Source organism: Saccharothrix sp. ST-888 (assembly GCF_000955975.1).
In the GTDB taxonomy this organism is placed as follows: domain Bacteria; phylum Actinomycetota; class Actinomycetes; order Streptomycetales; family Streptomycetaceae; genus Kitasatospora.
On sequence record NZ_JYJF01000090.1, the window covers coordinates 1 to 24,644 of the forward strand.

Below are 24,644 nucleotides of genomic sequence, written 5' to 3' on the forward strand. Positions count from 1 at the left end.
GGCACGGCGGCGGCGCCTTCTCCGGCAAGGACCCGTCCAAGGTCGACCGCTCCGCCGCCTACGCGATGCGCTGGGTGGCCAAGAACGTGGTCGCCGCCGACCTCGCCACCCGGTGCGAGGTCCAGGTCGCCTACGCCATCGGCAAGGCCGAGCCGGTCGGCCTGTTCGTGGAGACCTTCGGCACCGCGCGGGTGGCGCAGAACCGCATCGAGCAGGCCATCGCCGAGGTCTTCGACCTGCGCCCGGCCGCCATCATCCGCGACCTGGACCTGCTGCGGCCGATCTACACGCAGACCGCCGCCTACGGCCACTTCGGCCGCGTGCTGCCCGACTTCAGCTGGGAACGCACCGACCGCGCCGCGCGGCTGCGTGCGGCCGTCGGCTGACTCCCGCCCGCTCCCGAGGAGGGCCGCCGTGCGCATCGCCGTCACGGGTTCCATCGCCACCGACCACCTGATGGCCTACCCCGGCCGCTTCGCCGACCAACTGGTCGCCGGGCACCTGGACCGGGTCTCGCTCTCCTTCCTGGCCGACACCCTGGAGATCCGGCACGGCGGTGTGGCGGCGAACATCTCGGTCGGCCTCGGCCGGCTGGGGCTGCGGCCCCTGCTGGTGGGCGCGGCCGGCGGTGACTTCGCCGAGTACCGCCGGTGGCTGGAGGCCAACGGCGTGGACACCGGGCCGGTCCGGGTCAGCGACTCGCTGCACACCGCCCGCTTCGTGTGCACGACGGACGCCGAGCAGAACCAGATCGCCACCTTCTACCCGGGCGCCATGTCCGAGGCCCGGCAGATCGTCCTGTCCGCGGTGGCGCAGCGCGCGCAGGGGCTGGACCTGGTGGTGGTCGCGCCGGGCGATCCGCAGGCGATGGTGCGCCACACCGAGGAGTGCCGAGGGCTGGGGGTCCCCTTCGCGGCCGACCCGTCGCAGCAGCTCACGGGCCTGGCGGCGGAGGACGTCCGCCGACTGGTGGACGGCGCCCGGCTGCTGTTCGGCAACGAGTACGAGGCGGCGCTGCTCCAGCAGCGCACCGGCTGGGACGCGAGCGGACTGCTGGCCCGGGTCGGGGCCCGGGTGACGACACTCGGCCCGCAGGGCGTGCTGCTGGCCCGCCGCGGCGAGCCCGAGCTGCGGATCCCGGCCGTCCCGGCGGCCCGGGTCCTCGACCCGACCGGGGCGGGCGACGCCTTCCGGGCCGGGTTCCTGGCCGGCACGGCCTGGCACTGGCCCCTGGACCGGGCCGCCCAGCTCGGCTGCGCCATGGCCACGGCCGTGCTGGAGTCGGTCGGCACCCAGGAGTACGAGCTGTCCGCCGCGGACCTGTCCCGCAGGATCGAGGCCTGCTACGGAACCCCGGCCGCCCGCGCGATCGCCCGCCGGCTGGCCGCCGTGCGGTGATCCGCCACGGCCGCACCGGCCCCGGGCGGCCGAAGCCGACCGCCCGGGCCCGCCTGCGGTTCAGGCGACCGCCGCTGCGGCCATCCCCGCCCGCACCGGATCGGCGACCGCCAGCTCGGTCAGCGCCCGCCGGACCTCGTCGGCGATCGGAGCCTCGTCGAGCACCGACACCGCCTGCGCCCGGCGGTCCTCGATCATCGCCTCGATCGTCGCCCGCGCGCCGGTCTCCTCGACGACGGCGCGCAGCGCGGCGGCGCCCGTCTCGTCGAGGTCCGGGTCGCCGTGGTGGCGTTCGAACACCTTCAGCTGCGCGGGAGTTGCGCGCTCCATCGCCCAGGACAGCAGGATGGTCATGCATCCGTTGCGGAAGTCGTCGGTGCTGGACTTCCCGGTGAGCCGCTCGTCGCCGAACACGCCCAGCAGGTCGTCCTGGAGCTGGTACGCCTCACCCACCGCCTCGCCGAAGCGCTTGAAGGCCGAGATGACCTCGGCCGGCGCGTCCGCCAGTTCGGCGCCGAACTGCAGCGGGTACATGGTGTTCGACCGGGCGGTCTTCAGCAGGGCGACGTTCATCGCCTTGTCCAACGAGGGGGCGCGGCGGGCCCGTTCCGCCATGTCGAGGTACTGGCCCAGCCACACCTCGGACCGCAGCAGGTCGTTGGGCAGCCGGCGGGTGGCCAGCAGGCGCGGGTCCATCCCGCTGGCGAACATCAGCTCGTCCGACCAGGCCCAGGCGATGTCGGTCAGGCAGAGGGTCTGGACGAGCCCGTAGTGGTCCGGGTCCCCGTGCCAGCCCTGCTCCAGGTGCTGGTCGGCGAGGCGGCGGTGGAGGGCGGGCAGCCCCCGGCGGGTGTCGCTGCGGTCGAAGATGTCGTCGACTATGAGCGCCGCCCAGTGGAACAGTTCGAGGGCCGCGCCGACCGTGATGATCTCCGGGCAGTCCTCCCGGCCCCCCGCCTGCCAGCCCCAGTAGCACCACATGCCCTGCAGGCGCTTGCCCCCCTCCAGCACACAGTCCTTGATCAGGTGTGCGGCCTCGCCGGCCCGGAGCTCACCCAGCTCGACGATCTTCCGGTCGAGGAAGGTGGTGAGCTCGGCATCCACCCGCGCGGGGATGTTCCGGGCGTGCGTGGTGGGGAAGGGTGTCATGTCGGCTCCTGAGTCCATGGGTTCGTGGCCGGCGGCACGGGGGGCGGCCGGCTGCGTGCGGTGCGGTGGTCGCGTGCGGGTCTGCTCAGACCGGCTGGAGCGGCCCGTCCAGCCAACAGGTCTCGTACGCCTGTCCGTTGGCTCCGGCCCGGATCGCGGCCGCGCTGATCGGGGAGATCGGCCGGGGCAGCCGGTCGGTCGGGAACCAGCCCAGCCGTCGGCACAGCTGGGGCTCCCGGTTGACCGGTGTGCCGGTCCAGCGCCGGGCGGTGAAGAAGGCGGTGAGCGCCCGGATCGAGGCGCCCTCGCGGTAGTCCACGGTCACCACGTGCCGGAGATCGGCCAGGTCGATGCCGAGGCCGAGTTCCTCGTGGGCCTCGCGCACCATCGCCTCCGGCAGCGTCTCGTCCGCCGCGAGGTGGCCGGCCGGGACGTGCCAGTAGCCGTCGGCCCACCTGGTGCCGGAGCGCAGTGCCAGCAGCACCCGGCCGTCGGCGTCGTAGAGCAGCAGGTTGACGCCCAGTGAGGTCCGTTCCGGTTCCTGCGGTCTCACAGCACACCTCTCCACTTCCGTTGATTGGCCGAAAGACGCTGCCGATTCACGGAACCGGTGCAGTTTCCTCCCTGCTGCTGCACGGGATACGGGGACTGCTTCGGCTCCGATGCTGGAACGGAATCGGCGGTCTCGGCCCTGAGCTGCCCCGTTGGTGCCCATTACGCCATGTCTGAAACCGTCCGCACCAGGGTTGTCGAGCAGGAGCGGGCTCAAGTCGCCTCAAACCGAAAGGATTGAGCCAGATTGTGGCAGGTTCAGTTCAGGCGCCCTGAGCTCCGGCGACAACCGCCCTGGCCGGAGGACAATCTGATCAATGATCAAGTCAAGGGCGAACATGGCCGATTGTTGTGGCCGACAGCACGGGTCCCGCTATGATCCGTGTGGCGCAAACGTTGTGTACCGATTGAGCTGGATTGCCCCGAGGCGTCCCGGTTGATCCTGCCGATGCCCGCACTGCGGTCCAGCCGGCCGACCCGCCTCCGAGACCGGAGGCGTGCGCCACCCTTCGCCCGATGGTCGTCAACTCCCCGAGGATGCAGATGGTTCGCGCTGGATCACCACCTGGAAGCGAACGAGTAGCCTCCGCTGCCATGTGGGTGCTTCCTCCCGCGGTGCTGGCCGCTTTCGTCTCGGTCGCGGTGTACGCCGTGCCCACGGGCTCCCGGACGGCGGTCTACCTGTGCGGAGCGGCAGTCGCCGCAGCCGTGGCCCTCGCCGTGGCGGAGGCGGCGCGGCGCTCGCGCGCGGCGGCCGCCGCCCGGGCACAGGCCGCCGAACTCGGCCACCGGATCGCCGATCTGGAAGGCCAGTGGCGGCAGCGGATAGTCGAGCACGAGGCCGAGACGGTCCGGCTGGCCGAGGTCGTCCTGCCGGAGGCCATAGCCCGGATCCAGAGCGGTGGTTCGTCCGGGGACGTCCTGCGCGGCTCCGCCGGCCAGGCCGGCCCCGACCCGCAGTTCCGGGCCGCCCACCAGACCCTGCTGAGCGCCGTGGTCGACGCCGTGCAGGCCGAGGAGGACCTCCGCGACTCGGCACAGCGCTCCTTCGTCAACATCGCCCGCCGGGTGCAGGCGATCGTCCACCAGCAGGCCCAGGACCTGCGGCAGATGCAGGACCGGCACGGCCGTGACCCCGAGGTGTTCGGCGACCTGCTGCACCTGGACCACGGCACCGCGCTCATCGGCCGGCTGGCCGACAGCATCGCGGTACTGGGCGGCGCCCGGCCGGGCCGCCAGTGGCACCGTCCCATTCCGCTCTTCAGCGTGCTGCGCGGCGCCATGTCACGGATCGTCGACTACCAGCGGGTCGACCTCCACTCGGTGTCCGAGGTCGCCGTGGTCGGACCGGCGGTCGAGCCGCTGATCCACGCGCTCGCCGAGCTGCTGGACAACGCCACCCGCTACTCCCCGCCGCACACCCGCGTCCACCTGACCGCCATCGAGATCCCCTCCGGGATCGCGGTCGAGATCGAGGACAGCGGCGTCGGCCTGAGCGAGGAGGCCCGCCGCCGGGTCGAGCGCGTGCTGTCCGACGCCCCCACCGGGCTGGACCTCGCCGACCTCGGTGAGGCACCCCGACTCGGCCTGTCCGTGGTCGGCCGCCTCGCCCGGACCAACAACTTCCGGGTGTCCCTGCGTCCTTCCGCGTACGCCGGGGTCCGCGCGGTGCTGGTCATCCCGTCGGACCTGATCACCACCGTCCCGGCGACCGCACCCCTTTCCGGAAACGCCGGTGTGCCTGCCGCCCGGCAGCTGCGCGGCCCGCAGCCGATGATGGCCGGAGACTTCGTGGACGAGCCGTCCGAGGTGGAGCGCAACGCACACGGGCTGCCCCAGCGGCGCCGGCGCACGGTGCCCGTCGTCCCGGCCGGGCCGCGGTCCGTGACCGGACCGGCCGCTGCTCCCCGGGCCCAGCCGCCGGCGGCTCCGCCGGTCGAGCCCGGCCTGTGGATGGCAGCCTTCCAGAACGGCGTGTCCGGCGGGAGCGGCACCACCGCTCCCGACCGCGCCGCCAGTGACGAGTCGTCAGACAAGGGTGAATAGCAATGATGCACCACCGGCCCAACATCGACTGGATGCTCAAGGATCTGGCGATGAGCGTTCCGCAGACCCGCCACGTGGTGGTTCTGTCGTCGGACGGCCTGCGGATGGCTCAGTACGGCACCGACACCGACACGGCGGACCGGCTCGCGGCGGCATGCGCGGGCCTGCAGAGCCTGTCGACCGCCGTGGCCGCCGAGTTCCCGCACGGCGACGGCCGGATGCGGCTGGTGGTGATCGAGGTCGGTGGCGGCTTCTTCTACCTGATGGCGGCCGGCGCCGGAGCGTACCTGGCGGTACTGGCGGACGACGGTGTGGACCCGGGTTTGATCGGCCAGTGCATGCGTGACCTGGTGGCGAGGATCGGCGAGCATCTGACCAGTCCGCCCCGAGTCGACGGGTTGGCCGGATGACGTTACCGAACCAGCGCTGGCACAACTCCGGCCCGGAGCGCCTCTACGTCATCACGGCCGGCCGCAGCCGACCGCCCGAGGAGGCCGTGGTCGACCTGGTGACGCTGATCGTGGCCCGCGCCACTCCGCAGCCGAGCATGCAGCCGGAGCACGCCGCGATCCTGCGGATGTGCCACGCCCCGCTCTCGGTGGCGGAGATCTCGGCGCACCTCTCGCTGCCGATGAGCGTGGTGACCGTGCTGCTCGCCGACCTGCTGGCCACCGACCGTGTGGAGGCCCGGGCCCCGATCCAGGCGGCACGGCTGCCGGACCTCGAACTGCTGGAAGCGGTGATGCATGGACTACAGAGACTCTGAGACGGACGCCGAGCCCCGCGGGTTCGTCGAACCCGGTCAGGTGCAGACCCTGGCGGCCAGTACCACGGCCGCCGTCAAGGTGGTCATAGTGGGCGGGTTCGGGGTCGGCAAGACCACGCTCGTCGGCGCGCTGAGCGAGATCCGGCCGCTGACCACCGAGGAGACGATGACCCAGGCCGGGGTCGGCGTGGACGATGTCGCGGGCGTCGAGCGCAAGACCTCCACCACCGTCGCGATGGACTTCGGCCGGATCAGCCTCAACGAGCAGCTGGTGCTGTACCTGTTCGGCACCCCCGGGCAGGAGCGGTTCTGGTTCCTGTGGAACGGCCTCTTCGACGGCGCGCTCGGCGCGGTCGTCCTGGTCGACACCCGCCGGCTGGAGGTCAGCTTCGACGTGATCGGGCGGCTGGAGGAGCGCGGCGTGCCGTTCGTGGTGGCCGTCAACGCCTTCCCGCAGGCGCCGGTCCACCCGGTCGCGGAGCTGCGCGCGTCCCTCGACCTGCCCGACTCGGTCCCGATAGTGGACTGCGATGCACGGGACCGCGGCTCCTGCCGTGACGTCCTGCTGACCCTGATGCGCTACCTGCACACCCTCGCCGCCTCCCCGGAGCAATCGTGACGACCCTTCCCCCCGACCACACGGCGGCCGGTTCGGCCTTCGTCCCGCCCCCGGGGTGCCCGGCGCACGCCGCCGGGGCCGGCGGACACCTGCCGACCGCGGCGAGCCTCGGTGTGACACCGCTGTACGGCCCCGTCGCGGAGGCCGACCCGATGGGCCTGTACGAGCAACTGCGGGCCCAGCACGGCCCGGTGGCCCCGGTGCTGCTGGACGGCGGGGTGCCGGCCTGGCTGGTGCTCGGCTACCGGGAGAACGTCGAGGTGACCCGTGCACCCACCCGGTTCTCCCGCGACCCCCGGCTCTGGCGGGACTGGCAGGAAGGGCGGATCGCCCCGGACTCCCCGCTGCTGCCGATGATGGGCTGGCGGCCCGACTGCGTCTCGGCCGACGGGCAGGAGCACCAGCGCCTGCGCGCGGCGGTGACCGAGAGCCTGGGCCAGTTCGACCGCCGCGGGATACGCCGCCACGTCCAGCGCTATGCCAACCAGCTGATCGACGGCTTCTGCGCGGACGGCAGCACCGAACTGCTGAGCAGGTACGCGCAGCACGTGCCCATGCTGGTGCTGACCCACCTCTTCGGCCTGCCGGAAGAGGCCGGACCAGAGCTGGTCGAGGCCAGCGCGGCCCTGATCAAGGGCAACGAGAAGGCGGTGTCCGGCAACCAGTTCATCCTGGACACCCTGCGGCAGCTGGTCGAGGACAAGCACGCCAACCCGGGCCGCGACTTCGCGTCGGCACTGATCGGCCACCCCGCCGAACTCACCGACGACGAGGTCCAGCACCACCTCCGGCTGGTCATGCTGGCGACCAACGAGACCACCACCAACCTGATCGCGAACACCCTCAGGATGGTGCTCACCGACTCCCGCTTCCACGCCTCGCTGACCGGCGGACTGATGACCGTCTCGGAGGCGGTCGAGCAGGTGCTCTGGGACGAGCCGCCGCTGATGGTCTGTCCGGGCCGCTGGGCGACCGGCGACACCGAGCTCGCCGACCGCCACATCAAGGCGGGCGACCTGCTGCTGCTCGGTCTGGCCGCCGGGAACGTCGACCCGGCCGTCCGCCCCGACCCGACCGCCCGGCTCCACGGCAACCGCTCCCACCTCGCCTTCAGTCGGGGGCCGCACGAGTGCCCCGGCCAGGACATCGGCCGGGCCATCACCGACTCCGCCGTCGAGACCCTGCTGACCCGGCTTCCGGACGTCCAACTGGCCGTTCATGAAGCCGAGTTGAGCTGGACCTCGTCGACCTGGGCACGGCACCTGAACGCGCTGCCCGTCCAGTTCGCCGTCAAGCCGCCCACCCCGGGCCGGCCGGCTGCCGAGCAGGAGCCCGCGCCGACGCCTGCCTCTGCCCCGGCCCCTGCTTCGGTCCCTGCCCCTGCCCCGGCAGCCGTCGAACAGCAGAGCCGGGCCCCGCAGCAGACGTCGCCGTGGGGATGGCTCACCGGCTGGCTGCGGCGGCGCTGACCGCCGGGCGGCTCCGCCGGCACGGCTCGGGCACCATCCACTCGGGTGGTGCCCGGCGGCCGGCCGGCGGAGCCGCCCAGCAGGACACCCCGCACCGCACCAGCACGGCGGCGTACGGCCGGGCCGCCCCGGTCCGGACGACCGGACGTGTCACCGGGACGCCAGGGACGCCACCTCGTCCGCCGTCGGGAACGACGCCTGTGCGCCCTCCCTGGTGACGGCCAGCGCCCCCACCCGTGCGGCGAAGGCCGCCGCGTCCACCAACTCCTCGCCCGCGCCGAGCCGCCAGGCCAGGGCCGCGGTGAAGGCGTCACCGGCACCGGTGGTGTCCACGGCGTCGACCTGCACGGACGGCACCCGCCGCACCGTGCCCGCGTCCGCCACCAGAGCCCCCTCCGCGCCCAGGGTGATCACCACCGAGCGCGGCCCGAGCGCGAGCAGTGCCCGCGCCCGGTCCTCGGGGGCTCCGCCCGGGTGGGCGTTCCCCAGCACCACGGCGGCCTCGTGCTCGTTGACGATCAGCGGATCACAGGCCGCGAGGACGTCGGCCGGCAGCGGCGCGGGCGGCGACGGGTTCAGCACGAGACGGGTGCCCGCAGCCAGCATCCGGACCAGCTCCGCGACGGTGCCGAGCGGGATCTCCAGCTGCGTGGACACCACCCGCGAAGCCCCCAGGAGCGGTGCCGCGTCCCGTACGTCCTGCGGAGTCAGGTGCGCGTTGGCCCCGGGCGACACCACGATGCTGTTGTCCCCGGACGGGTCGACCGTGATCAGCGCGATCCCGGTCGGCGCCCCGCCGGTGAGGACCCACGCCGTGTCGACACCGGCCCGGTCGAGCGAGTCCCGCAGGAGCCGCCCGTGCCCGTCGTCGCCGACCCGGGCGAGCAGGGCCGTGCGGGCCCCGAGGCGCGCGGCGGCGACCGCCTGGTTGGCGCCCTTGCCACCGGGGTGGACGGCCAGCTCGGAGCCGAGCACGGTCTCCCCGGCGGCCGGCCTGCGCTCGACACCGATCACCAGATCCGCGTTGGCCGATCCCACGACCAGCAGGTCGTACTCGTACATCGGGTGTCTCCCTCCCCTCCGGGACCGCTGCCCCGGACCTCTGAACGCCCCTCAGGACCGGGCTGTCCGAAGCTCGCCACGTTAGCCGAGGTCACGACTTTCACCGGCACCTTCACCGGCACCTTCACCGGCACCTGCACTGGCGCCTGCACCAGCGGCGGGACTGCGCGGGGTCAGTCCCACGGGCCAGGTCCGCTCGCGGCGTCCGGCAGCAGGGACTGCTCGGTCCAGATGACCTTGCCCCGGGCCGCGTAGCGGGTGCCCCAGCGGTCGGCGAACTGGGCGACCAGGAACAGCCCGCGGCCGCCCTCGTCCGTGCTGGAGGCGTACCGCAGGTGGGGTGAGGTGCTGCTCGCGTCGGAGACCTCGCAGGTCAGACAGCGATCGCAGAGCAGCCGGACGGTGATGGGCTGGGTGCCGTAGCGGATGGCGTTGGTGATCAGCTCGCTGAGGATCAGCTCGGTGATGAACGCGATGTCCTCCAGCCCCCAGTCGGCCAGTTGACGGGAGCACTCCGAGCGGATGCGGGAGACGGCCGCGGGGTCGGAGGGCACCTCCCACTGGGCGACCTGCTGCGGGGGGAGCAGGCGGGTGCGGGCGACCAGCAGCGCGATGTCGTCGGTCGGGTGCGGGGGCAGCAGGGCGTCGAGGACGTCGTCGCAGGTCTGCTCGGGGGTGCGGTCGGGGCGCTCCAGCACCGCGAGCAGGAACTGGGTCCCGGCGTCGATGTCGCGGAAGCGGTCGTGGACGAGTCCGTTGGTGTAGAAGACGATCCGGGTGTCCTGGGGGAGTTCGAGCTCGATCGCCTCGTAGGGCATGGTGGCCAGACCCAGGGGCGGGTTCTCCGGTACCTCGGGGAAGCGGGTGGTGCCGTCGGGAGCGACGATCACGGGTGGCGGATGGCCGGCGCTGGCCACGGTGCAGCTCCCGGTGACGGGGTCGTAGATCGCGTACAGGCAGGTGGCTCCGGTGATCGTGCCGCCGTTGTTCCCGACGGTGTCGTCCCGGTCGATGGTGGTGACGAGTTCGTCGAGGTGGCCCAGCAGCTCGTCGGGTGCCAGGTCCAGGCTGGAGAAGTTGTGGACCGCGGTGCGCAGCCGGCCCATGGTGGCGGCGGCGTGCAGTCCGTGGCCGACGACGTCGCCGACCACCAGCGCCACCCGTGCGCCGGGCAGCGGGATGATGTCGAACCAGTCGCCGCCGACCCCGGCCTGCGCCGGCAGGTACCGGTAGGCGGCCTCCAGCGCGTTCTGCTCCGGCAGGCGCCGGGGCAGCAGGCTGCGCTGCAGGGTCACGGCGACGGCGTGTTCGAGGGTGTAGCGCCGGGCGTTGTCGATGCAGACCGCCGCGCCGGCCACCAGCTCCTCGGCGAACGAGAGGTCCTCGTCGGTGAAGGGCTTGGAGATCCGTCCGCGCCAGAAGTTGGCGATCCCCAGCGTGACGCCACGCGCACGCATCGGGACCGTGATCAGCGAGTGGGCACCGAGGGCGAGGATGCCCGCGGCCCGCTCCGGGTCCTGCACCCGCCAGCTGTCGCCGGTGGACAGGTCGGCCACCAGGGCCGCCCGGCCGCTCGCCAGGCTCAGGGCCTGCGCTGCGCTGGGGTCCCACTCGATGCGCTCGCCCACCCGGTAGAGCGGCCGGTTGCCCTCGATGCCGAGCGAGGCCGTGCGGCGCATCGGAGTGAGCGGGTCCGGGCCGGGTTCCGCACCGTTCAGGACCGGCTCCAGCAGATCGACCGTGGTGATGTCCGCGAACCGGGGGACGGCCACCTCGGCCAGTTCCCGCGCGGTGCGCTCGACGTCCAGGGTGGTGCCGATCCGGGTCCCCGCCTCGTAGAGCAGCCGCAGCCGCTCCCGTGCCACCTGCGCCACTCCCGCGACGGCCCGCAGCTCGGTGGTGTCCCGCAGGGTCGCCACCCAGCTGGGCGGCCCTCCGAAGGCACTGGTGGGCCTTCTGTTGACCGCGAGCAGCTGGTCGCCGACGGGATGGATCTCGTCCGCGGCGGAGCGGCCCGAGGTCAGCAGCTCGGCAACGGCCGGGTCCAGGCCCAGGGCGTCGACGCGCCGGTGTTCCGCGTCCGGGGGAAGGGTGAGCAGGCGCCGGGCCTCGTCGTTCGCGAGCAGCAGCACCCCGCCGCCGTCGGTGATGAGGACACCCTCCCGGACGGCGTGCAGCACCGCGTCGTGGTGCTCGAACATGCGGGTGATCCCGGCCGGCCCCAGGCCGTGCGTCTGGCGCCGAAGCCGCCTGCTCATCAGCGCCGCCCCGGCCGTGGCCAGCAGCAGGGCCGGCGCGGCGGAGCCGAGCAGCAGCGGCAGCCGGCGGTCGACCGTGCCCGCCACGTCCCCGGTCGTGATCCCGGTGGTGACCATGCCGGCGAGCTTCCCGGTGGGGTCGGTGACCGGGACGATGGCCCGGACCGCTTCGCCCAGGCTTCCCCGGTAGTCCTCGGTGAACGCCTCCCCGGCGGCCGCCCGCGCGATGTCACCGTCGGCGCGCTTGCCGATGAGACCCGGCTGCGGGTCGGTGTACCGGATGCCCTCGGGGGACAGCACCGAGACGAAGTCGAGGCCGGCCTCCGTGCGGATCTTCTCGGCCGGCGCCTGGAGCAGCGCGGTCGGGTCGGGGGCCCGCAGTGCCTGCACCATCCCGGGACTGTTCGCGAGGGCCTGGGCGGCGGCGAGCGAACGGTCGCCGGCGTCGAGGCGGGTGCTGGTCTGTGCCTGGACCACGAGTGCGGCCGCCGTCGCGGCCACCAGCAGGACCACCACCGCAAACTGCCACAGGAACATCTGCCCGGCGACGCTTCCCACCCCGAACCAGGACCGCCGCCCCGGCTCGCGCGATGGCCGTGGGCCTTCCCCCCGGGGTCCGACGTGCTGTCCGTCACCGCCGATTCGCATGCTGGACTTCCCACCTTCGTTGATGGAACGTCAGAACTACAGCACATGATCAAGCCCGCGATCCGGAAGCCGGACAGGACACGGCGGACGGCGCGCTGTTCGACGCCCGGGCGCCGCGCCCGGGGCTACGCCCGGTCGACCGGGTAGCGGAACGCGCCGGGCGGCACGGCGAGGCCGGGCAGCCAGGTCCCGAGGACCAGCGTCGACGGGTGGAACATCGGGCCGGGCAGCGCCTCGACCGGGAAGCGCTCCCAGCCCGCGCAGGCGTGCGGCTCGGTGACGTACGCGGGGACGTCGGTCGGCGGGGCCAGCACGGCGGCGGTCAGCCGGGGGCGGCCGAGCTGGTGGTCCAGCAGGACCGCGAGCACGCGCATCTGCTCCGGGGGCAGCACGATCCCGGTCTCCTCGGCCAGCTCCCGGGCGGCGGCCTGCTCGAAGGACTCCCCGGGCTGGTCCACCTTGCCGCCGGGCAGGCTCCAGGTCGGCGTCTCACCTGCGGTGATCCGCCGACCGAGGAGGACCCGGCCGTCGGCGGTGGGGACGATCACACCTGCCCCGAGCATGGGTGCTGTCATCGTTCCCGTCCCCTTTTCTGGTTGCGATTCCCTGGTGGCAGTTCCCCGACTGCCGTTCCCCGACTGCCGTTCCCCGGCTGTCGACGGGCGGAGCCCGCTGCGGCTGCCGAGGGGTGAACCTGCCGCGGTGCGCCTACCAGGCGGCCTTGGCGTAGTCCTTGAGGAAGCAGCCGTAGAGGTCCTCGCCGAGTTCGCCGCGGACGATCGGGTCGTAGACCCGGGCCGCGCCGTCCACCAGGTCGAGCGGGGCGTGGAAGCCCTCCTCGGCAAGGCGGATCTTGTCCGGGTGCGGACGCTCGTCGGTGATCCAGCCGGTGTCGACGGCGGTCATCAGGATGCCGTCGTTCTCCAGCATCTCGTCCGCGCTGGTGCGGGTGAGCATGTTCAGCGCGGCCTTGGCCATGTTGGTGTGCGGGTGGCCGGCGCCCTTGTAGCCGCGGGCGAAGACGCCCTCCATGGCGGACACGTTCACCACGTACTTGCGGCGGGCCGGGGAGGCGGCCATCGCCGGGCGCAGTCGGCTGATCAGGATGAACGGCGCGGTGGAGTTGCAGAGCTGGACCTCCAGCAGCTCCACCGGGTCGACCTCGGAGACCGTCTGGATCCAGCTGTTGGTCGCGGCGAGATCCGGGACCAGGCCCCCCGCGTCGATCGCGGTGCCGGCCTCGATCCGGGCGGGCGAGGCGGAGCCGCTGACCAGCGCGAGGCCGGTGACCTCCGCCGGGGTGAGCCGGTCGGTGGAGTCGGTGGACTGGCCGGGCAGGGCGCGCAGGTCGACACCGCCGCTGCCGAAGCGGCCGATCACGGTGGACGTCGGCAGCTCACCGGCCGGGAGCGGCGCGGACTCGGCCGCCACCAGCTCGCGGTAGGCCCCGGGGGAGCGGCGGACGGTCTGCGCCGCGTTGTTGATCAGGATGTCCAGCGGGCCGTCGGCCGCGACCTCGTCCGCCAGGGCCACGACCTGGGCCGGGTCGCGGAGGTCGATTCCGATGATCTTGAGCCGGTGCAGCCAGTCCGCGCTGTCCGGCATCGCGGTGAAGCGGCGGATCGCGTCGTTCGGGAAGCGGGTGGTGATGGTGGTGTGCGCGCCGTCGCGGAGCAGCATCAGCGCGATGTACATGCCGATCTTCGCCCGGCCGCCGGTGAGCAGCGCGCGGCGCCCGGTCAGGTCGGTACGGGCGTTGCGGCGCTGGTGGTTGAGCGCGGCGCAGGTCCGGCAGAGCTGGTGGTAGAAGGCGTCGACCTCGACGTACCGGCCCTTGCAGGTGTAGCAGCTGCGCGGGCGCTCGAGTATCCCGGCGATCTCGGTCGTGGTGACGGTGCTGAGGCCCATCACGCCCCGGGTCTCGTCGTCGATCCTGCCGGGTGCGCCGGTGGCGGTCCGGGCGGTGACGGCCCGGTCGTTGGCCGTCTTGCGGGCCCGGGTCTCCTGGCGGCGGCGCTGCTTGAGCGTGCGGAAGAGGCCGCCGACGGCCTGCCGGACGGTGATCGCGTCCGGGTGGTCCACGTGCAGCTCGTCGAGCTCGGCGAGCACCTTGAGGCAGAGTTCGAGCCGCTCGGGGTCGATGCCGGGGCCGAAGTCGATCTCCTCCTGCTCGCCCGGTACCCCTACTGCCTGCTCGTCTGCCTGTTGGTCCGCCTGCATGGCCGCGCCCGCCGTCATCCCTGCCTACTGCTTCCCGCTCGTCCTGCCCGTATCAGCCGTACCGGCGAACTCTACGTGAGAGCCCGGCGGCGGGGCGAAAGTCGATTGAGATGTAACGGATGCATACGGCTTGCAGCACTTACGGATCGTGGCTAGATTGGTAATAGGTCTTCTAGGTATAAACCTATTACCGATCTGTGGGGAGTGGGGCATGACCGTCAGCGTCGATGTACAGCACTGGAACGCCTGGCAGCGCAGCTGGGACCGCCAGCAGGCGTGGTACCTGCCCGACCGCGAGGAGCGCTTCCAGGCGATGCTCGACGTGGTCGAGGCCGTCGCCGGACCCGAACCGCGCGTCCTCGACCTCGCCTGCGGCACCGGGAGCATCAGCGAACGGCTGCTCGCCCGCCTGCCGGGCGCCGTGAGCGTCGGCGTCGACCTCGACCCGGCACTGCTCGCCATCGCCCGCGGGCACTTCGCCGCCGAACCCCGGCTCACCCTGGTCGCCGCCGACCTCACCGACCCCCACTGGGCCGACCGACTCCCGCCCGACCCGTTCGACGCGGTGGTCACCGCCACCGCCCTGCACTGGCTGCCGGCCGATTCGTTGCTGCGCCTCTACCGCGACCTCGCCGGCCTGCTCCGCCCCGGTGGTGTCCTCCTCAACGCCGACCACGCCCCCGACCCCGGCATCCCCGCGCTGAACGCCGCCGACGAGGCGTTCCAGCGCCGCCGCCAGGAGCGCGAGCGGGCGGAGGGCGTGCTCGACTGGGCCGAGTGGTGGGAGTCCGCCTCGGCCGACCCGCTGCTGGCGGAGCAGGTCGCCGCCCGTCGGGCCATCTACGGCTCCCACACCGATGCCGAGAGCCGCTCCGCCGACTGGCACGTGGCCCGCCTGCGGGAGTCCGGCTTCGCCGAGGCCGGGGTCGTCTGGCGGAACGTCAGCGACGCGACGGTGGCGGCGATCCGGTAGCCGACCGGGTGGCCGGGGCTCTCAATCCTGCCGTGCGGTAGTGGAGTTGCCGTCCGTCCCGGCCCCCGGTCTCCCCGGTGCTGATCCGGACGGTGGTGCGCGGTGAGCGATGAGTGAACACCCGGTGGTTCCCGGTAATTCCCGGTGGTTCCGGTGCGACAGGTCTGGGCGGGAGCCCCGATGTTCGGTAGAACTGCCCATGGTTGTCGACGCCGGATGGGTGGAGGGCACATGGGAGTTGACCGCAGGGGCTTCTTGAGGGCATCGGTTGCGGCGGCCGCCGCGGGCGCCGTTGCGTGGACGGCTGCCGTGCCGGAGGCGACGGCGGCTTCGGCGACGGCGGCCGGGCTCTCGCCGGGCGACTGGATGGCCCGGCTGGGCGACGCCACGCCGCTGTCCCGGCTGACCATCCCGGGCACCCACGACTCCTGTGCGCGCTACGGCGGAGCGCTGACTGAGTGCCAGACTCTCTCCATCCCACAGCAGTTGGAGTCGGGCATCCGCTTCCTCGACATCCGCTGCCGGTCGATCGGCGGCTCCTTCGCGATCCACCACGGGCCGGTCTACCAGCAGGTGATGTTCGGGGACGTACTCGTCGCCTGCGCCGCGTTCCTGGCGGCCCACCCGGGCGAGAGCGTCCTGATGCGGGTGAAGCAGGAGTACTCGCAGGTGAGCGACGCGGACTTCCTCGCGGTCTTCAACGACTATCTCGACAACCGGGGTTGGCGCGGCCTGTTCCACCTGGGCGACAGCCTGCCCACGCTCGGCGCCGCCCGTGGACGGGTGGTGCTGATCTCCGACGTCCCGACCCTCCCGGCCGTCGGCTGGTTCGGCTCCCGACTGAACCTCCAGGACAACTGGACCGTCCCCACGCTCTTCGACCGCCCGCGCAAGTACCAGGACGTGGTCGACCAGATCAACCGGGCGGCGGCGGCCGGCGGCCCCGACGGCCCCCTGTTCGTCAACTTCCTGAGCGGGTCGAGCGCGGGTTGCTTCCCGACCGACTGCGCGTCCTACGTCAACCCGCGGGTGCAGAGCTACCTCGGCGGCTTCGCCGCCGGCCACGGCCACCCGCCGCTCGGTGTCCTCGTCATGGACTTCCCCGAACGCCATGCCCCCGCCCTGACCTCGACCCTGCTCGACTGGAACGCCTAGGGCGCCGGCCCGGGGGAGGACGGGTGCTGCGGCCGAGGCAGCGGAGAACACCCCGGCGGGGGCGCCGTGTCGGTCACGGTGCCCCCGCCGGGGTGGTGCCGCCGGAGCGTCAGCCGAAGGCCTGCTCGATCCGGGAGCGGTCGACGCGGTAGGGGCCGGGGTCGCTCTCCAGCCCCAGGTCGTGGGTCACCTCGCCCAGCACGGCCTGCTTGTTGACGTCGTCGGTCAGCGCGCCCGAGGCCGCGCCCCAGGCCGCCTGCCCGGCCCGCTTGCCGAGGACCTTGGGGCCGAGGCCCTCACCGGTGTGCACGTCGTCCGGGTCGACCCCGAGGGCCTGGCCGAACTGGTCCTTGGCGTAGTCCGTGACCTTGCCGTCGGCGTAGCTGACGGCCTTGCGGGTGGCGTAGTCCTTGAGGCCGTCGCCGACCCCGTCGAGGGACTTGTTGCGCCAGGCGTCCTTGCCCAGCTTGCCGAGGCCCTCGCCGCCCTCCTCGAAGTCCTTGAGGCCCTGGACCGCGGTCTTGACGTTCTTGAGCTCGGTGGCGGCCTTCTTGATGTCCTCCACCTTCCGGACGGCCTTGACTGCGGAGCCCAGGTCCTTGAGAGCCTTGAGGATCTTCTCCAGATTCTCGGCCAGTTCGGTGGACACCCGCGCGACCCGGGCGACGAAGACCGCGATCTCGGCCTCGCTGATCAGCGCGTCGGCGATGAGGCCGATGCCCGCCGTCAGTATGGCGATCACCGCCTCCGCCGCCAGCGAGACGATCAGCGCCTCGATCGCCTCGCTGATGATCTCGATGATCATGCCCTCGGCGAGCGCGCACTCCTGGGCCGCCGAGTTGATGATCTGCGCGGTCTGGAGCATGCCCTCGGCGGTGGAGTCGAGGGCCTCGACCACCTCGCCCATGTGGCGTCCGAAGGCGTCGGAGGCGGTGCCCTCCCACTGCGCGGACAGCGGCACGACGTTGCCCCGCAGCTGCTCGGCCACGTACTGCACGGCCTTCGCCTGGGCCTGCCACTCCTCGGCGGCGGCGTTCAGCTCGTCCAGGTTGCCGGTGACCTTCTCCAGCTCGTTCATCAGACCGGACTTCTCCAGTGCGTACTGGACCGCCTCGTCCAGCATGCCGCCCAGGCCGTCCCTGGAGGGGTGGGTGGCCGGGGTGAGCGGAGTCACCGGGGCCGGGTAGTTGTTCTGGGCCCAGGTGTAGGCCGAGCTCCCGTACGGCGTCAGTCTCGTCCCGCCGTACGGGCTGGGGGTGCCGGGCGCCAGCGGGTACGCGCCGGTCGTCATGCCGAGGCTGCCGACTGCCGCACCGACCCCGGCGCCCACCGCACCGCCCACCGTGCCGATGGGCCCGCCGACGGACCCGGACTCCGAGCCGCTGCCGGACGAGCCCTCTCCCGCACCCTCGGAACCGTCCTCGGACTTGCCGAAGATCGCCTCCTTGGCCTTGTCCACGGCGAAGGTGCCGAGTGCCTCGGAGCCCTTCTCCTTGACGGTCTCGCCGGTCTTGCGCGCGAAGCCCTTGAACCAGCCCTCGTCCGGCTCGCTGACCGACGGGTCGTCACCCTCGGGCTCGCCCCCGCCGCCCGGCTCGTGACCCGGGGTCTGGCCGGAGCCGGAGCCGGAGCCGGTGCTGGAGCCGGGCGTGTGGCCGCTGGGGGTGTGGCCGCCCGAGCCGGAGCCGTCGTCCGCCGGGGGACGGCCGTGCTGCCCGCCGGTGACGGGCCCGGTGGGCGGGGTGGGGTCGCTGGGGTGCGGGGCCGGCTGGTGGCCGTGGTCCGGGTTGTGCGAGGGCGACGGCGAGGGGGCCGGCGACGACGTGTGGCCCGAGCCGTGGGACCCCGAGCCGTGGGACGACGAGCCGTGGGAGGACGAACGGGTGCTCACTGTCCGCCCCCGAGGGTGGTGCTGATGGCCTGATCGTGCTCGGCGTAGTTCTGCGCCGAGTGGTTGAGCCCGGTCGCCGTCCCGGTCAGGGCCTCCATGAGATCCGAGAGGTTCTGCCGACTCGCGTCGGCGTGCTCCCGGTAGGTCTGCGCCAGGTTCTGAGCGTTGGGCAGGTGCCCGAACGCGTCGGGGGAGACGGCGATACCGGAGATCGCCATCTGAGCCCGTGCGAGCTGTTCCTGTTGCTCGGTGGTCGTCGACGCATACCGACCGAGAGCTTCGGGCTGAACCCGAAACCCGGTGTCCCCCATGGCCTTGGCCTTTCCTGTGAAGCAGCGGTGAGCGGCTCATCCTACTTATGCGGTGTTGACACGCCTGACCCAGTGCCACCTCCGAACGCGGCCTCCCGGCGGCGCGGCGGACGGCCGTCCGGCATCCGGGGCGGCTTGGGTAAAGAGTTCCTCCCACGGGCCGCCGTGGCGCGGACCCGAGGGCGGACCCGGTCCACCCGTAGGGCCCGCCCGGACCACGGGTTTTGCGGTCTGCCACCGATGTCCCGGGCGCTGCCGGCCGCCCGCCGGGGTGCTTCCGGCGGGGCCGTCCCGTCCGTTCGTGGCGGAACCGGGGAGATCCCGACGGCGTCCGTCCGGACTATGCACAAGATCGTGAATGTTGATCGGGGGGCCCGGGTATGACGGACACGGCCACGCGCTACCTCTGTCTCGTCAGGTACGGCGAGGCCACGCCGGACGAGAGCGGGCTCACCGGGAACGGTCGCCGCCAGGCCGTGCCGCTCGGTGAGCGGCTGCGGAACGTCCCGCTCTCGGTGATCTGCCACGGACCGCTGCCACGGACCGCTGCCACGGGCGGCGCAGACCGGCGAGCTGATCGCGGATCAGCTCGCCGGTGTTCCCCTGCACCGGACGGAGCTGGCCGGCGACTACCTCCCGTACCTGCCGCAGCGGGCGGAACTGCCGCCGGACTCGGCCGATTTCCTGCTGCGGCGGCTCGCCGGGTTCCCGGCGGAGGAGTGTGAGCGCGGTCCGCTGCTGGCCCGTCAGGCGCTCGCCCGGTTCACCGGTCCGGTCGCCGGTGACCACCCCCGCCACGAGTTGGTGGTGACCCACAACTTCCTCGTCGCCTGGCTCGTCCGGGCGGCGCACGAGGCCCCGGAGTGGCGCTGGATGAGCCTCGACCACGGCAACGCCGCCCTGACGGTCATCCGTTACGCACCCGGACGACCCTCCGCCGTGCTGCTCCGGAACGACATGGGACACCTCCCCGAGGAGCTCCGCTGGACCGGCTTCCCACCCGGGTTCTGCCGCTGAGCGGACCGAGATCGAAAGTTCATCAGAAAAAAAGTGTTATCCGGGCCAGGCCCGCTGATCTCCCAAAACGTCGGCACAAGCAGCAGTACCCGACCGAGAGCCGACGGGGAGACAGACATGGGACGTAGAGGAGCGGCGCACAGCCGCCGGAAGCGCCGGACGATGCTGGCCACCGCAGCGACGGTGACCGCAGGGCTCGTTGTCGGTGCCATTGCCTTCGGTGCCGTGGGCGACGGCGGGTCGCGGACGGCGATGTCCGACGAGGCGCTGAGTCAGACCGTCGCGGTCCAGGCGGTCGAGCCCACCCCGGCCTCGACGCCGATGCACCAGGAGGCTCCGGCACCGATCCACTCGATACCCAAGAGCGACCCGGACCGGGGCATGGTCTACACCGGCCTGACCCCGGCCGCCCAGGGGGACCGCTGCGTGGGGGTCTACAAGGTGTCGGCGGCGGACCTGTGCACCCACGGTCCGGACGTGGCGCCCAAGGGCGTCGACGTCGCGAAGGCGGTGCCACCGGCGGTGGCGGCCGCACCCGCACCGGAGCTGAAGAGCGGCAGCGCCGCCGCCGCGCCGTCGTCGACCGATCTGCTGACGGGCACGCCCCCGGTCCTGGACGCCCAGACCGGTACCGTGCTCGGCGGCTCGCCCTCCGCCGCGCCCACGACCGCGGCCGCCGCGGCAGCGCCGGCCGCCGGTACGGCCGCGGCTCCGGCGGCCGGCACGGCGGTGGTCTGCGACGGTGACGGAAGCACCGGCAACCGGGTCCAGGTGCTGTACGTCCACGCCCCCGGCCAGGACCGCTTCGGCCAGTACCAGGCGTCGTTCAAGAAGTGGGCGGCCGACAGCGACGAGATCTACAACGCCAGCGCCGCCGAGACCGGGGGCGTCCGGCACATCCGGTACGTCACCGAGTCCGACTGCACGGTGTCGGTGCTGGACGTCGAGCTGTCCGCCGACGCCCTCCGGGAGTTCGGCTCGACCAACGACGCGCTGGCCGCCCAGGGCTTCAAGCGCCACGACCGCAAGTACATGATCTTCGCTGACACGAACGTCTACTGCGGGATCGGCACCTTCAACGGTGACGAGCGGCCGGGCCAGGACAACACCAGCAACTTCGGCCCCTCGTACGGCCGGACGGACTCCGGCTGCTGGAGCGGCTCCACGGCCGCCCACGAGCTCGGCCACAACCTCGGTGCGGTCAACAACAGCGCCCCGCACAGCAGCAAGGCCGGTCACTGCACCGACGAGTGGGACCTGATGTGCTACTCGGACGCGCCGTACTACCCGCAGATGCAGACCATCTGCCCGAACCGTGACCACGACGAGCGGCTCGACTGCAACCACGACGACTACTTCAACACCAACCCGGAGCCGGGCAGTTACCTCACCACGCACTGGAACATCGCCAACAACCAGTTCCTGATCGCGGGCGGCGGCACCGGTCCGAACCCCAACCCGAGCCCCAGCCCGACCCTCAAGCCGACCGGCCGGCCGACGCCGACCGCCACACCGACGCCGTCGCCGACCCGGACCGCCGGACCGACCGGCCAGCTCGTGACGGTCGGTCAGATCACCCAGAACTCGGCCTCGCTGAGCTGGCCGCAGGCCGCCTCCGCATCCGGCTACGACCTCTGGGTGAACGGGCGCGCCCTCGGCACCGTCCGCGGCACGGTCGTCCGGCTGACCAACCTCCGCCCGGACACCGACTACAAGGTCGCGATCGCGGTCCGTGACCAGAGCGGCCACGCGGGCCAGCCCGGCCGGGCGACCGCCTTCCACACCCTCTCCGCGGGCGGCAGCTCCCTGCCGACCGGCAAGCCGTACGTGATGGTGAACAGCCTGACCGGCCAGGCGGCCGATCTGTGGGGCGGCTCGTTCAACGACGGGACCGTGCTCATCGGCTACCAGCGCACCGGCTACGCCAACCAGCAGTGGCTGTTCGACGACGCCGGCACGGGCGACGGGTACGTGCGGATCCGCTCGGCGAAGACCGACAAGTGCCTCCAGGTGGGCGGGGACCTCGACCCCGGTCAGTGGGTCGCCCAGCAGTCCTGCGGCAAGGACTCTTCGCAGCAGTGGAAGGTGACGGCGAAGGGCAGCGGTTACCTGCTCACGCCGAAGGGGTCGGACCTGGTGCTCGGCCTCAGCAAGCGCTGGTACTACGGCGGTTGGCTGCTGGAACTGCAGAAGCCCGACGGCCAGGCCTACCAGAACTGGACCGTCCAGGCCGCTTCCTGAGCCGCCGGTATCGGTCCGCGGCGGGGGCGGAGCCTTCCGTCCCCGCCGCTCCATTTCCCTTTTCGGCACCGGGAGGAACCTTGCCGACGTCCCATCGACCCACTGCCCTCACGGCCGCTCTCGCAGCCGTCGCCGCGGCGGCCGCACTGCTGTTCTGCGGAGCCGTGCTGCTGGCCGTATCGAGCCCCGCCGCCGCACACGGCGACTCCATCAGCCTTCGGATCTCCGGCCGGGCGGACGGCCACCCGCTGGTGGTGGCCAGTTGGGAGAACGACGGCGACCCGGTCACCGAGCCCGTCGCGGCCACGCTCAGCGGGCTTGCGGCGGACGGCCGTTCGGTCGGGCCGTGGCGCCTGACCGCCGTCCCGGGCGCCGAGGCCACCTACACCACCGACCAGGCGCTGCCGGCCGGCAGCTGGCAGATCACGGTCGAGGCGGGTTTCCCGGCCCTCGGCCGCGGCGAGGCATCCCTGACCGTCACAGCCGTCGCCGACCCGCCGACCGCCACCCAGCCGTCGCCCGCCGCCGACCCGTCGGCCGGAGCAACCGTGCGGCCGCCCTCGGCGGGACCGTCCGCACCGACGGCTTCGACGGCTTCGACTGCCGGGGCCGCCTCGCCGTCCGCAGCTGCCGGTTCCGCGGACCCCTCGGCCTCCCACGGCAGTTCGGGCGGCTGGACCACCGGCATCGCGATCGTCGTCGCGCTGCTCGCCATCGTGCTCCTGGCCCTGGTGGTGCGGCTGCGCCGCCGTCGAACACGCAGCCGCTGACCGCCGGACACCGCCCCTGCCGACCCCGCGGCACACCGGATCCCCCGCCTCCGTCCAACTCCAGAGCGCCGGCCTCAACGGCCCGTACCTCGCCGATCTTCTCTGCACCAACGCCGGGTCAGGTCAGCTCACGGATCGGTGGACGCGAAAGGACGTGAGGCGGTCAGGCTCGATGTCTGGGAGCCGATCGGGGACCGGTGGGTGAGCTCGTCCTGTCTGGCCGTGCGGGGAGGTCGACGACTGGCAGTAGTCGCCCGTCGGATGTGTCAGCTTGCGTGATGAACGAGGAACAAGAACAAGATCATCGGGTGAGCGTGGCCAGCACTGCGGCACCGAGGAAGAGCACGCCTCCGATAAACAGGCCAACGATCCGGGATCGGCGGTGCTTCGGGGTGAACACCCTTGCACTCTCCGACTGTTCGGGAAGATAGACGACCGGCACATGGGCTCCGAGGTCCAGCCCCAGCCCCGTCCCCGTCGCCGCGGGCCGGAACCTGACGGGTCGGCCCTGCCGGTCGGTGAACTCGATCACAGGCGTCAGGAAATCGTCCGACGGCGCCTGCTCCTGGTCCACCACCACCCCTTCGGCGTGAACGCCGTACCGACGCAGCCGCGCTTGCAGCCGCACCTCCCGCACACCACCCCACAGGCACAGCAGGCCCGCAAACGCGCAAAGCCCGACGCGCGTGGGGCGACGGTACGGCGGTGGCCGCGGATGGCACCCACATGGACACCTACCTGAACAACCTGGTCGCCGAGACCTCAGTGCGTTACGGCCGGTCCGGCGGCATCGCCTACCATCACATCGCCGACACCTACATCGCGCTGTTCACCCACTTCATCCCGTGCGGCGTGTGGGAGGCGGTCTACATCATCGAGGGGCTGCTGAAGAACGAGTCCGAGCTGCAGCCGACCACGATCCACGCGGACACCTAGGGCCAGAGCTTCCCGGTCTTCAGCCTCGCCCACCTGCTGGGCTTCGAGCTGATGCCCAGGATCCGCAACTGGAAGGACCTGGTGTTCTTCCGCCCGACCAAGCAGACCTCCTACGTCCACGTCGACACGCTGTTCGGCCCGCCCGGGCGCAACGTCATCGACTGGGACCTGATCGAGTCGCACTTCAAGGACCTCATGCGGGTGGCGCTGTCGGTGCGCGAGGGCAAGATCTCCTCCGTCCTGCTGCTGCGGCGCCTGCGATCGGGCTCGCACAAGAACGCTCACTACGCGGCGTTCCGCGAGGTCGGCCGGGTGATCCGCACCATCCAGCTGCTGCGCTACCTGACCGACCCACAGATGCGTCGGCGGGTGACCGCCGCGACCAACAAGGTCGAGGCGTTCAACGGCTTCTCCGAGTGGGTGCGCTTCGGCAACCGGGGCGTCATCGCCGACAACGACCCTGCTGAGCAGGAGAAGGCGGTCAAGTTCAACGCCCTGCTTACCAACTGCTTGATCTTCCATAACACCCTGGACATCGCCCAGGTGGTGCGCGAGCTGCAGGCCGAGGGCTGGAAGGTCGACCCGGAGGACCTGGCGGAGGTCTCGCCCTACCTGACCGAGAAGATCATGCGGTTCGGCGAGTACTCCACCCACGAGCTCGACCTGCGCCCGGAGGCGTACGAGCCGCACCTGGACGTCGACTTCACCAAGCTCGACCCGCAGGACCTGGCCACGGCTTCCTGATCGTCACCGCCGCTTCGGAAACGGGTGGCCCCGGCCCAGCCGGTGCCACCCGGCCGGGCCGGGGCCAGCTTGCCGTTTATATGCCTCGCCGGTGTCGACGGAACGACCACGATCGCCGACGGCGGCTACCCCGGCACTGGCCTGGTCATTCCGCACCGCTGACCCCAAGGGCGGCGAGCTCACCGGTTGGCAGGTCGAGCACAATCGCGAGCACGAACGGATCCGAGCCCGCATCGAGCACGTCTTCGCCCGAATGAAGACCTGGAAGATCCTGCGCGACTTCCGGCTCAAGGGCGACGGCGTCCACCACACCATGCTCGTCATCGCCCGCCTCCACAACCTCCTCCAGGCCGCATAGCCGAGCCCGACAAGCGGGCCGGCTGATCCTGTCCCGAACGGCTCAGAGATCAGTTACGGGA

The 24,644-nt window shown here is 72.2% G+C and carries 21 protein-coding genes and 3 pseudogenes; 15 read left to right on the top strand and 9 right to left on the bottom strand.

The window, feature by feature from the left end:
- Both UK12_RS24320 and UK12_RS24325 read left to right on the top strand, forming a co-directional pair.
- A partial coding sequence (locus UK12_RS24320) for a methionine adenosyltransferase domain-containing protein (protein WP_045305260.1) occupies positions 1-386 on the top strand: 386 nt, incomplete at its 5' end.
- A gap of 28 nt (positions 387-414) precedes the next feature.
- Complete coding sequence (locus UK12_RS24325; protein WP_045305261.1) at positions 415-1,398, top strand: carbohydrate kinase family protein; 984 nt, start codon at positions 415-417, stop codon at positions 1,396-1,398.
- A 60-nt stretch (positions 1,399-1,458) separates the two neighbouring features.
- On the opposite strand, the gene UK12_RS24330 is transcribed toward UK12_RS24325, so the two are convergent.
- Together UK12_RS24330 and UK12_RS24335 are read right to left on the bottom strand one after the other, a co-directional pair.
- Positions 1,459-2,547 carry a polyprenyl synthetase family protein gene (locus UK12_RS24330; protein WP_045305262.1) on the bottom strand — a complete coding sequence of 363 codons (1,089 nt, stop codon included), beginning with the start codon at positions 2,545-2,547 and terminating at the stop codon, positions 1,459-1,461.
- Between the two features lie 85 nt (positions 2,548-2,632).
- A complete protein-coding gene (locus tag UK12_RS24335; protein WP_045305263.1) occupies positions 2,633-3,100 on the bottom strand; it encodes an NUDIX domain-containing protein in 468 nt (155 codons plus the stop codon).
- 593 nt (positions 3,101-3,693) lie between these two features.
- On the opposite strand from UK12_RS24335, the gene UK12_RS24340 reads away from it, so the two are divergent.
- The 5 genes from UK12_RS24340 to UK12_RS24360 are packed head-to-tail and all read left to right on the top strand — an operon-like array spanning position 3,694 to position 7,999.
- Positions 3,694-5,145, top strand: a complete 1,452-nt coding sequence (locus UK12_RS24340) for a sensor histidine kinase (RefSeq protein WP_197085137.1) — start codon at positions 3,694-3,696, stop codon at positions 5,143-5,145.
- Between the two features lie 2 nt (positions 5,146-5,147).
- Positions 5,148-5,555: a roadblock/LC7 domain-containing protein gene (locus tag UK12_RS24345; RefSeq protein WP_045305264.1), complete on the top strand. Its 408-nt coding sequence runs from the start codon at positions 5,148-5,150 to the stop codon at positions 5,553-5,555.
- Positions 5,552-5,911, top strand: coding sequence for a DUF742 domain-containing protein (locus UK12_RS24350; protein ID WP_045305265.1), 360 nt, complete (start codon positions 5,552-5,554; stop codon positions 5,909-5,911). Before UK12_RS24345 ends, UK12_RS24350 begins: the two co-directional genes overlap by 4 nt.
- Entirely contained in the window at positions 5,892-6,530 is a 639-nt protein-coding gene (locus UK12_RS24355) for a GTP-binding protein (protein ID WP_045305266.1), read from the top strand. The genes UK12_RS24350 and UK12_RS24355 overlap by 20 nt, the downstream gene beginning before the upstream one ends.
- Complete coding sequence (locus UK12_RS24360; protein ID WP_045305267.1) at positions 6,527-7,999, top strand: cytochrome P450; 1,473 nt, start codon at positions 6,527-6,529, stop codon at positions 7,997-7,999. Before UK12_RS24355 ends, UK12_RS24360 begins: the two co-directional genes overlap by 4 nt.
- 150 nt (positions 8,000-8,149) lie before the next feature.
- On the opposite strand, the gene UK12_RS24365 is transcribed toward UK12_RS24360, so the two are convergent.
- From UK12_RS24365 to UK12_RS24380, 4 genes are all read right to left on the bottom strand, one after another.
- Positions 8,150-9,061 carry a ribokinase gene (locus UK12_RS24365; protein WP_045305268.1) on the bottom strand — a complete coding sequence of 304 codons (912 nt, stop codon included), beginning with the start codon at positions 9,059-9,061 and terminating at the stop codon, positions 8,150-8,152.
- 173 nt (positions 9,062-9,234) lie between these two features.
- Positions 9,235-11,856, bottom strand: a complete 2,622-nt coding sequence (locus tag UK12_RS24370; protein WP_045305269.1) for a SpoIIE family protein phosphatase — start codon at positions 11,854-11,856, stop codon at positions 9,235-9,237.
- 236 nt (positions 11,857-12,092) lie between these two features.
- Positions 12,093-12,542 carry a nucleotide triphosphate diphosphatase NUDT15 gene (locus UK12_RS24375; RefSeq protein WP_045305270.1) on the bottom strand — a complete coding sequence of 150 codons (450 nt, stop codon included), beginning with the start codon at positions 12,540-12,542 and terminating at the stop codon, positions 12,093-12,095.
- Between the two features lie 133 nt (positions 12,543-12,675).
- Entirely contained in the window at positions 12,676-14,205 is a 1,530-nt protein-coding gene (locus tag UK12_RS24380) for an SDR family NAD(P)-dependent oxidoreductase (protein ID WP_231591365.1), read from the bottom strand.
- 193 nt (positions 14,206-14,398) lie between these two features.
- On the opposite strand from UK12_RS24380, the gene UK12_RS24385 reads away from it, so the two are divergent.
- A complete protein-coding gene (locus UK12_RS24385; RefSeq protein WP_045305271.1) occupies positions 14,399-15,160 on the top strand; it encodes a class I SAM-dependent methyltransferase in 762 nt (253 codons plus the stop codon).
- 309 nt (positions 15,161-15,469) lie between these two features.
- Positions 15,470-16,315 (top strand): phosphatidylinositol-specific phospholipase C, encoded by an 846-nt coding sequence (locus UK12_RS24390; RefSeq protein ID WP_197085138.1) that lies wholly within the window; start codon positions 15,470-15,472, stop codon positions 16,313-16,315.
- 109 nt (positions 16,316-16,424) lie between these two features.
- Here UK12_RS24390 and UK12_RS24395 read toward each other — a convergent pair whose 3' ends face one another.
- Together UK12_RS24395 and UK12_RS24400 are read right to left on the bottom strand one after the other, a co-directional pair.
- Entirely contained in the window at positions 16,425-18,206 is a 1,782-nt protein-coding gene (locus tag UK12_RS24395) for a WXG100 family type VII secretion target (protein WP_045305273.1), read from the bottom strand.
- Positions 18,203-18,517, bottom strand: a complete 315-nt coding sequence (locus UK12_RS24400; RefSeq protein ID WP_045305274.1) for a type VII secretion target — start codon at positions 18,515-18,517, stop codon at positions 18,203-18,205. Before UK12_RS24400 ends, UK12_RS24395 begins: the two co-directional genes overlap by 4 nt.
- Before the next feature lie 380 nt (positions 18,518-18,897).
- Here UK12_RS24400 and UK12_RS44550 point away from each other — a divergent pair.
- The 4 genes and pseudogenes from UK12_RS44550 to UK12_RS24415 form a co-directional block, all read left to right on the top strand.
- A pseudogene (locus tag UK12_RS44550) lies at positions 18,898-19,002 on the top strand (hypothetical protein); the annotation flags it as partial.
- 91 nt (positions 19,003-19,093) lie between these two features.
- Complete coding sequence (locus tag UK12_RS24405; protein WP_269432043.1) at positions 19,094-19,534, top strand: histidine phosphatase family protein; 441 nt, start codon at positions 19,094-19,096, stop codon at positions 19,532-19,534.
- 117 nt (positions 19,535-19,651) lie between these two features.
- Positions 19,652-21,775 (top strand): RICIN domain-containing protein, encoded by a 2,124-nt coding sequence (locus UK12_RS24410; protein WP_197085139.1) that lies wholly within the window; start codon positions 19,652-19,654, stop codon positions 21,773-21,775.
- Positions 21,776-21,855: 80 nt separating this feature from the next.
- Entirely contained in the window at positions 21,856-22,545 is a 690-nt protein-coding gene (locus UK12_RS24415) for a hypothetical protein (protein ID WP_156178898.1), read from the top strand.
- 301 nt (positions 22,546-22,846) lie between these two features.
- Here UK12_RS24415 and UK12_RS24420 read toward each other — a convergent pair whose 3' ends face one another.
- Positions 22,847-23,173: a DUF3592 domain-containing protein gene (locus UK12_RS24420; RefSeq protein ID WP_231591366.1), complete on the bottom strand. Its 327-nt coding sequence runs from the start codon at positions 23,171-23,173 to the stop codon at positions 22,847-22,849.
- A gap of 62 nt (positions 23,174-23,235) precedes the next feature.
- Here UK12_RS24420 and UK12_RS24425 point away from each other — a divergent pair.
- Together UK12_RS24425 and UK12_RS37340 are read left to right on the top strand one after the other, a co-directional pair.
- Positions 23,236-24,225 (top strand): annotated as a pseudogene (locus UK12_RS24425) (transposase); the annotation flags it as partial.
- An 87-nt stretch (positions 24,226-24,312) separates the two neighbouring features.
- A pseudogene (locus UK12_RS37340) lies at positions 24,313-24,583 on the top strand (transposase family protein); the annotation flags it as partial.
- Positions 24,584-24,644 lie beyond the last annotated feature (61 nt).

Excerpts from the sequence above, each read along its gene's own strand:
- UK12_RS24330 (WP_045305262.1), bottom strand. The coding sequence starts at position 2,547 with ATGACACCCTTCCCCACCACGCACGCCCGGAACATCCCCGCGCGGGTG.
- UK12_RS24340 (WP_197085137.1), top strand. The coding sequence starts at position 3,694 with ATGTGGGTGCTTCCTCCCGCGGTGCTGGCCGCTTTCGTCTCGGTCGCG.
- UK12_RS24345 (WP_045305264.1), top strand. The coding sequence starts at position 5,148 with ATGATGCACCACCGGCCCAACATCGACTGGATGCTCAAGGATCTGGCG.
- UK12_RS24350 (WP_045305265.1), top strand. The coding sequence starts at position 5,552 with ATGACGTTACCGAACCAGCGCTGGCACAACTCCGGCCCGGAGCGCCTC.
- UK12_RS24355 (WP_045305266.1), top strand. The coding sequence starts at position 5,892 with ATGGACTACAGAGACTCTGAGACGGACGCCGAGCCCCGCGGGTTCGTC.
- UK12_RS24365 (WP_045305268.1), bottom strand. The coding sequence starts at position 9,061 with ATGTACGAGTACGACCTGCTGGTCGTGGGATCGGCCAACGCGGATCTG.
- UK12_RS24370 (WP_045305269.1), bottom strand. The coding sequence starts at position 11,856 with ATGTTCCTGTGGCAGTTTGCGGTGGTGGTCCTGCTGGTGGCCGCGACG.
- UK12_RS24375 (WP_045305270.1), bottom strand. The coding sequence starts at position 12,542 with ATGACAGCACCCATGCTCGGGGCAGGTGTGATCGTCCCCACCGCCGAC.
- UK12_RS24380 (WP_231591365.1), bottom strand. The coding sequence starts at position 14,205 with ATGACGGCGGGCGCGGCCATGCAGGCGGACCAACAGGCAGACGAGCAG.
- UK12_RS24385 (WP_045305271.1), top strand. The coding sequence starts at position 14,399 with ATGACCGTCAGCGTCGATGTACAGCACTGGAACGCCTGGCAGCGCAGC.
- UK12_RS24400 (WP_045305274.1), bottom strand. The coding sequence starts at position 18,517 with ATGGGGGACACCGGGTTTCGGGTTCAGCCCGAAGCTCTCGGTCGGTAT.
- UK12_RS24410 (WP_197085139.1), top strand. The coding sequence starts at position 19,652 with ATGGGACGTAGAGGAGCGGCGCACAGCCGCCGGAAGCGCCGGACGATG.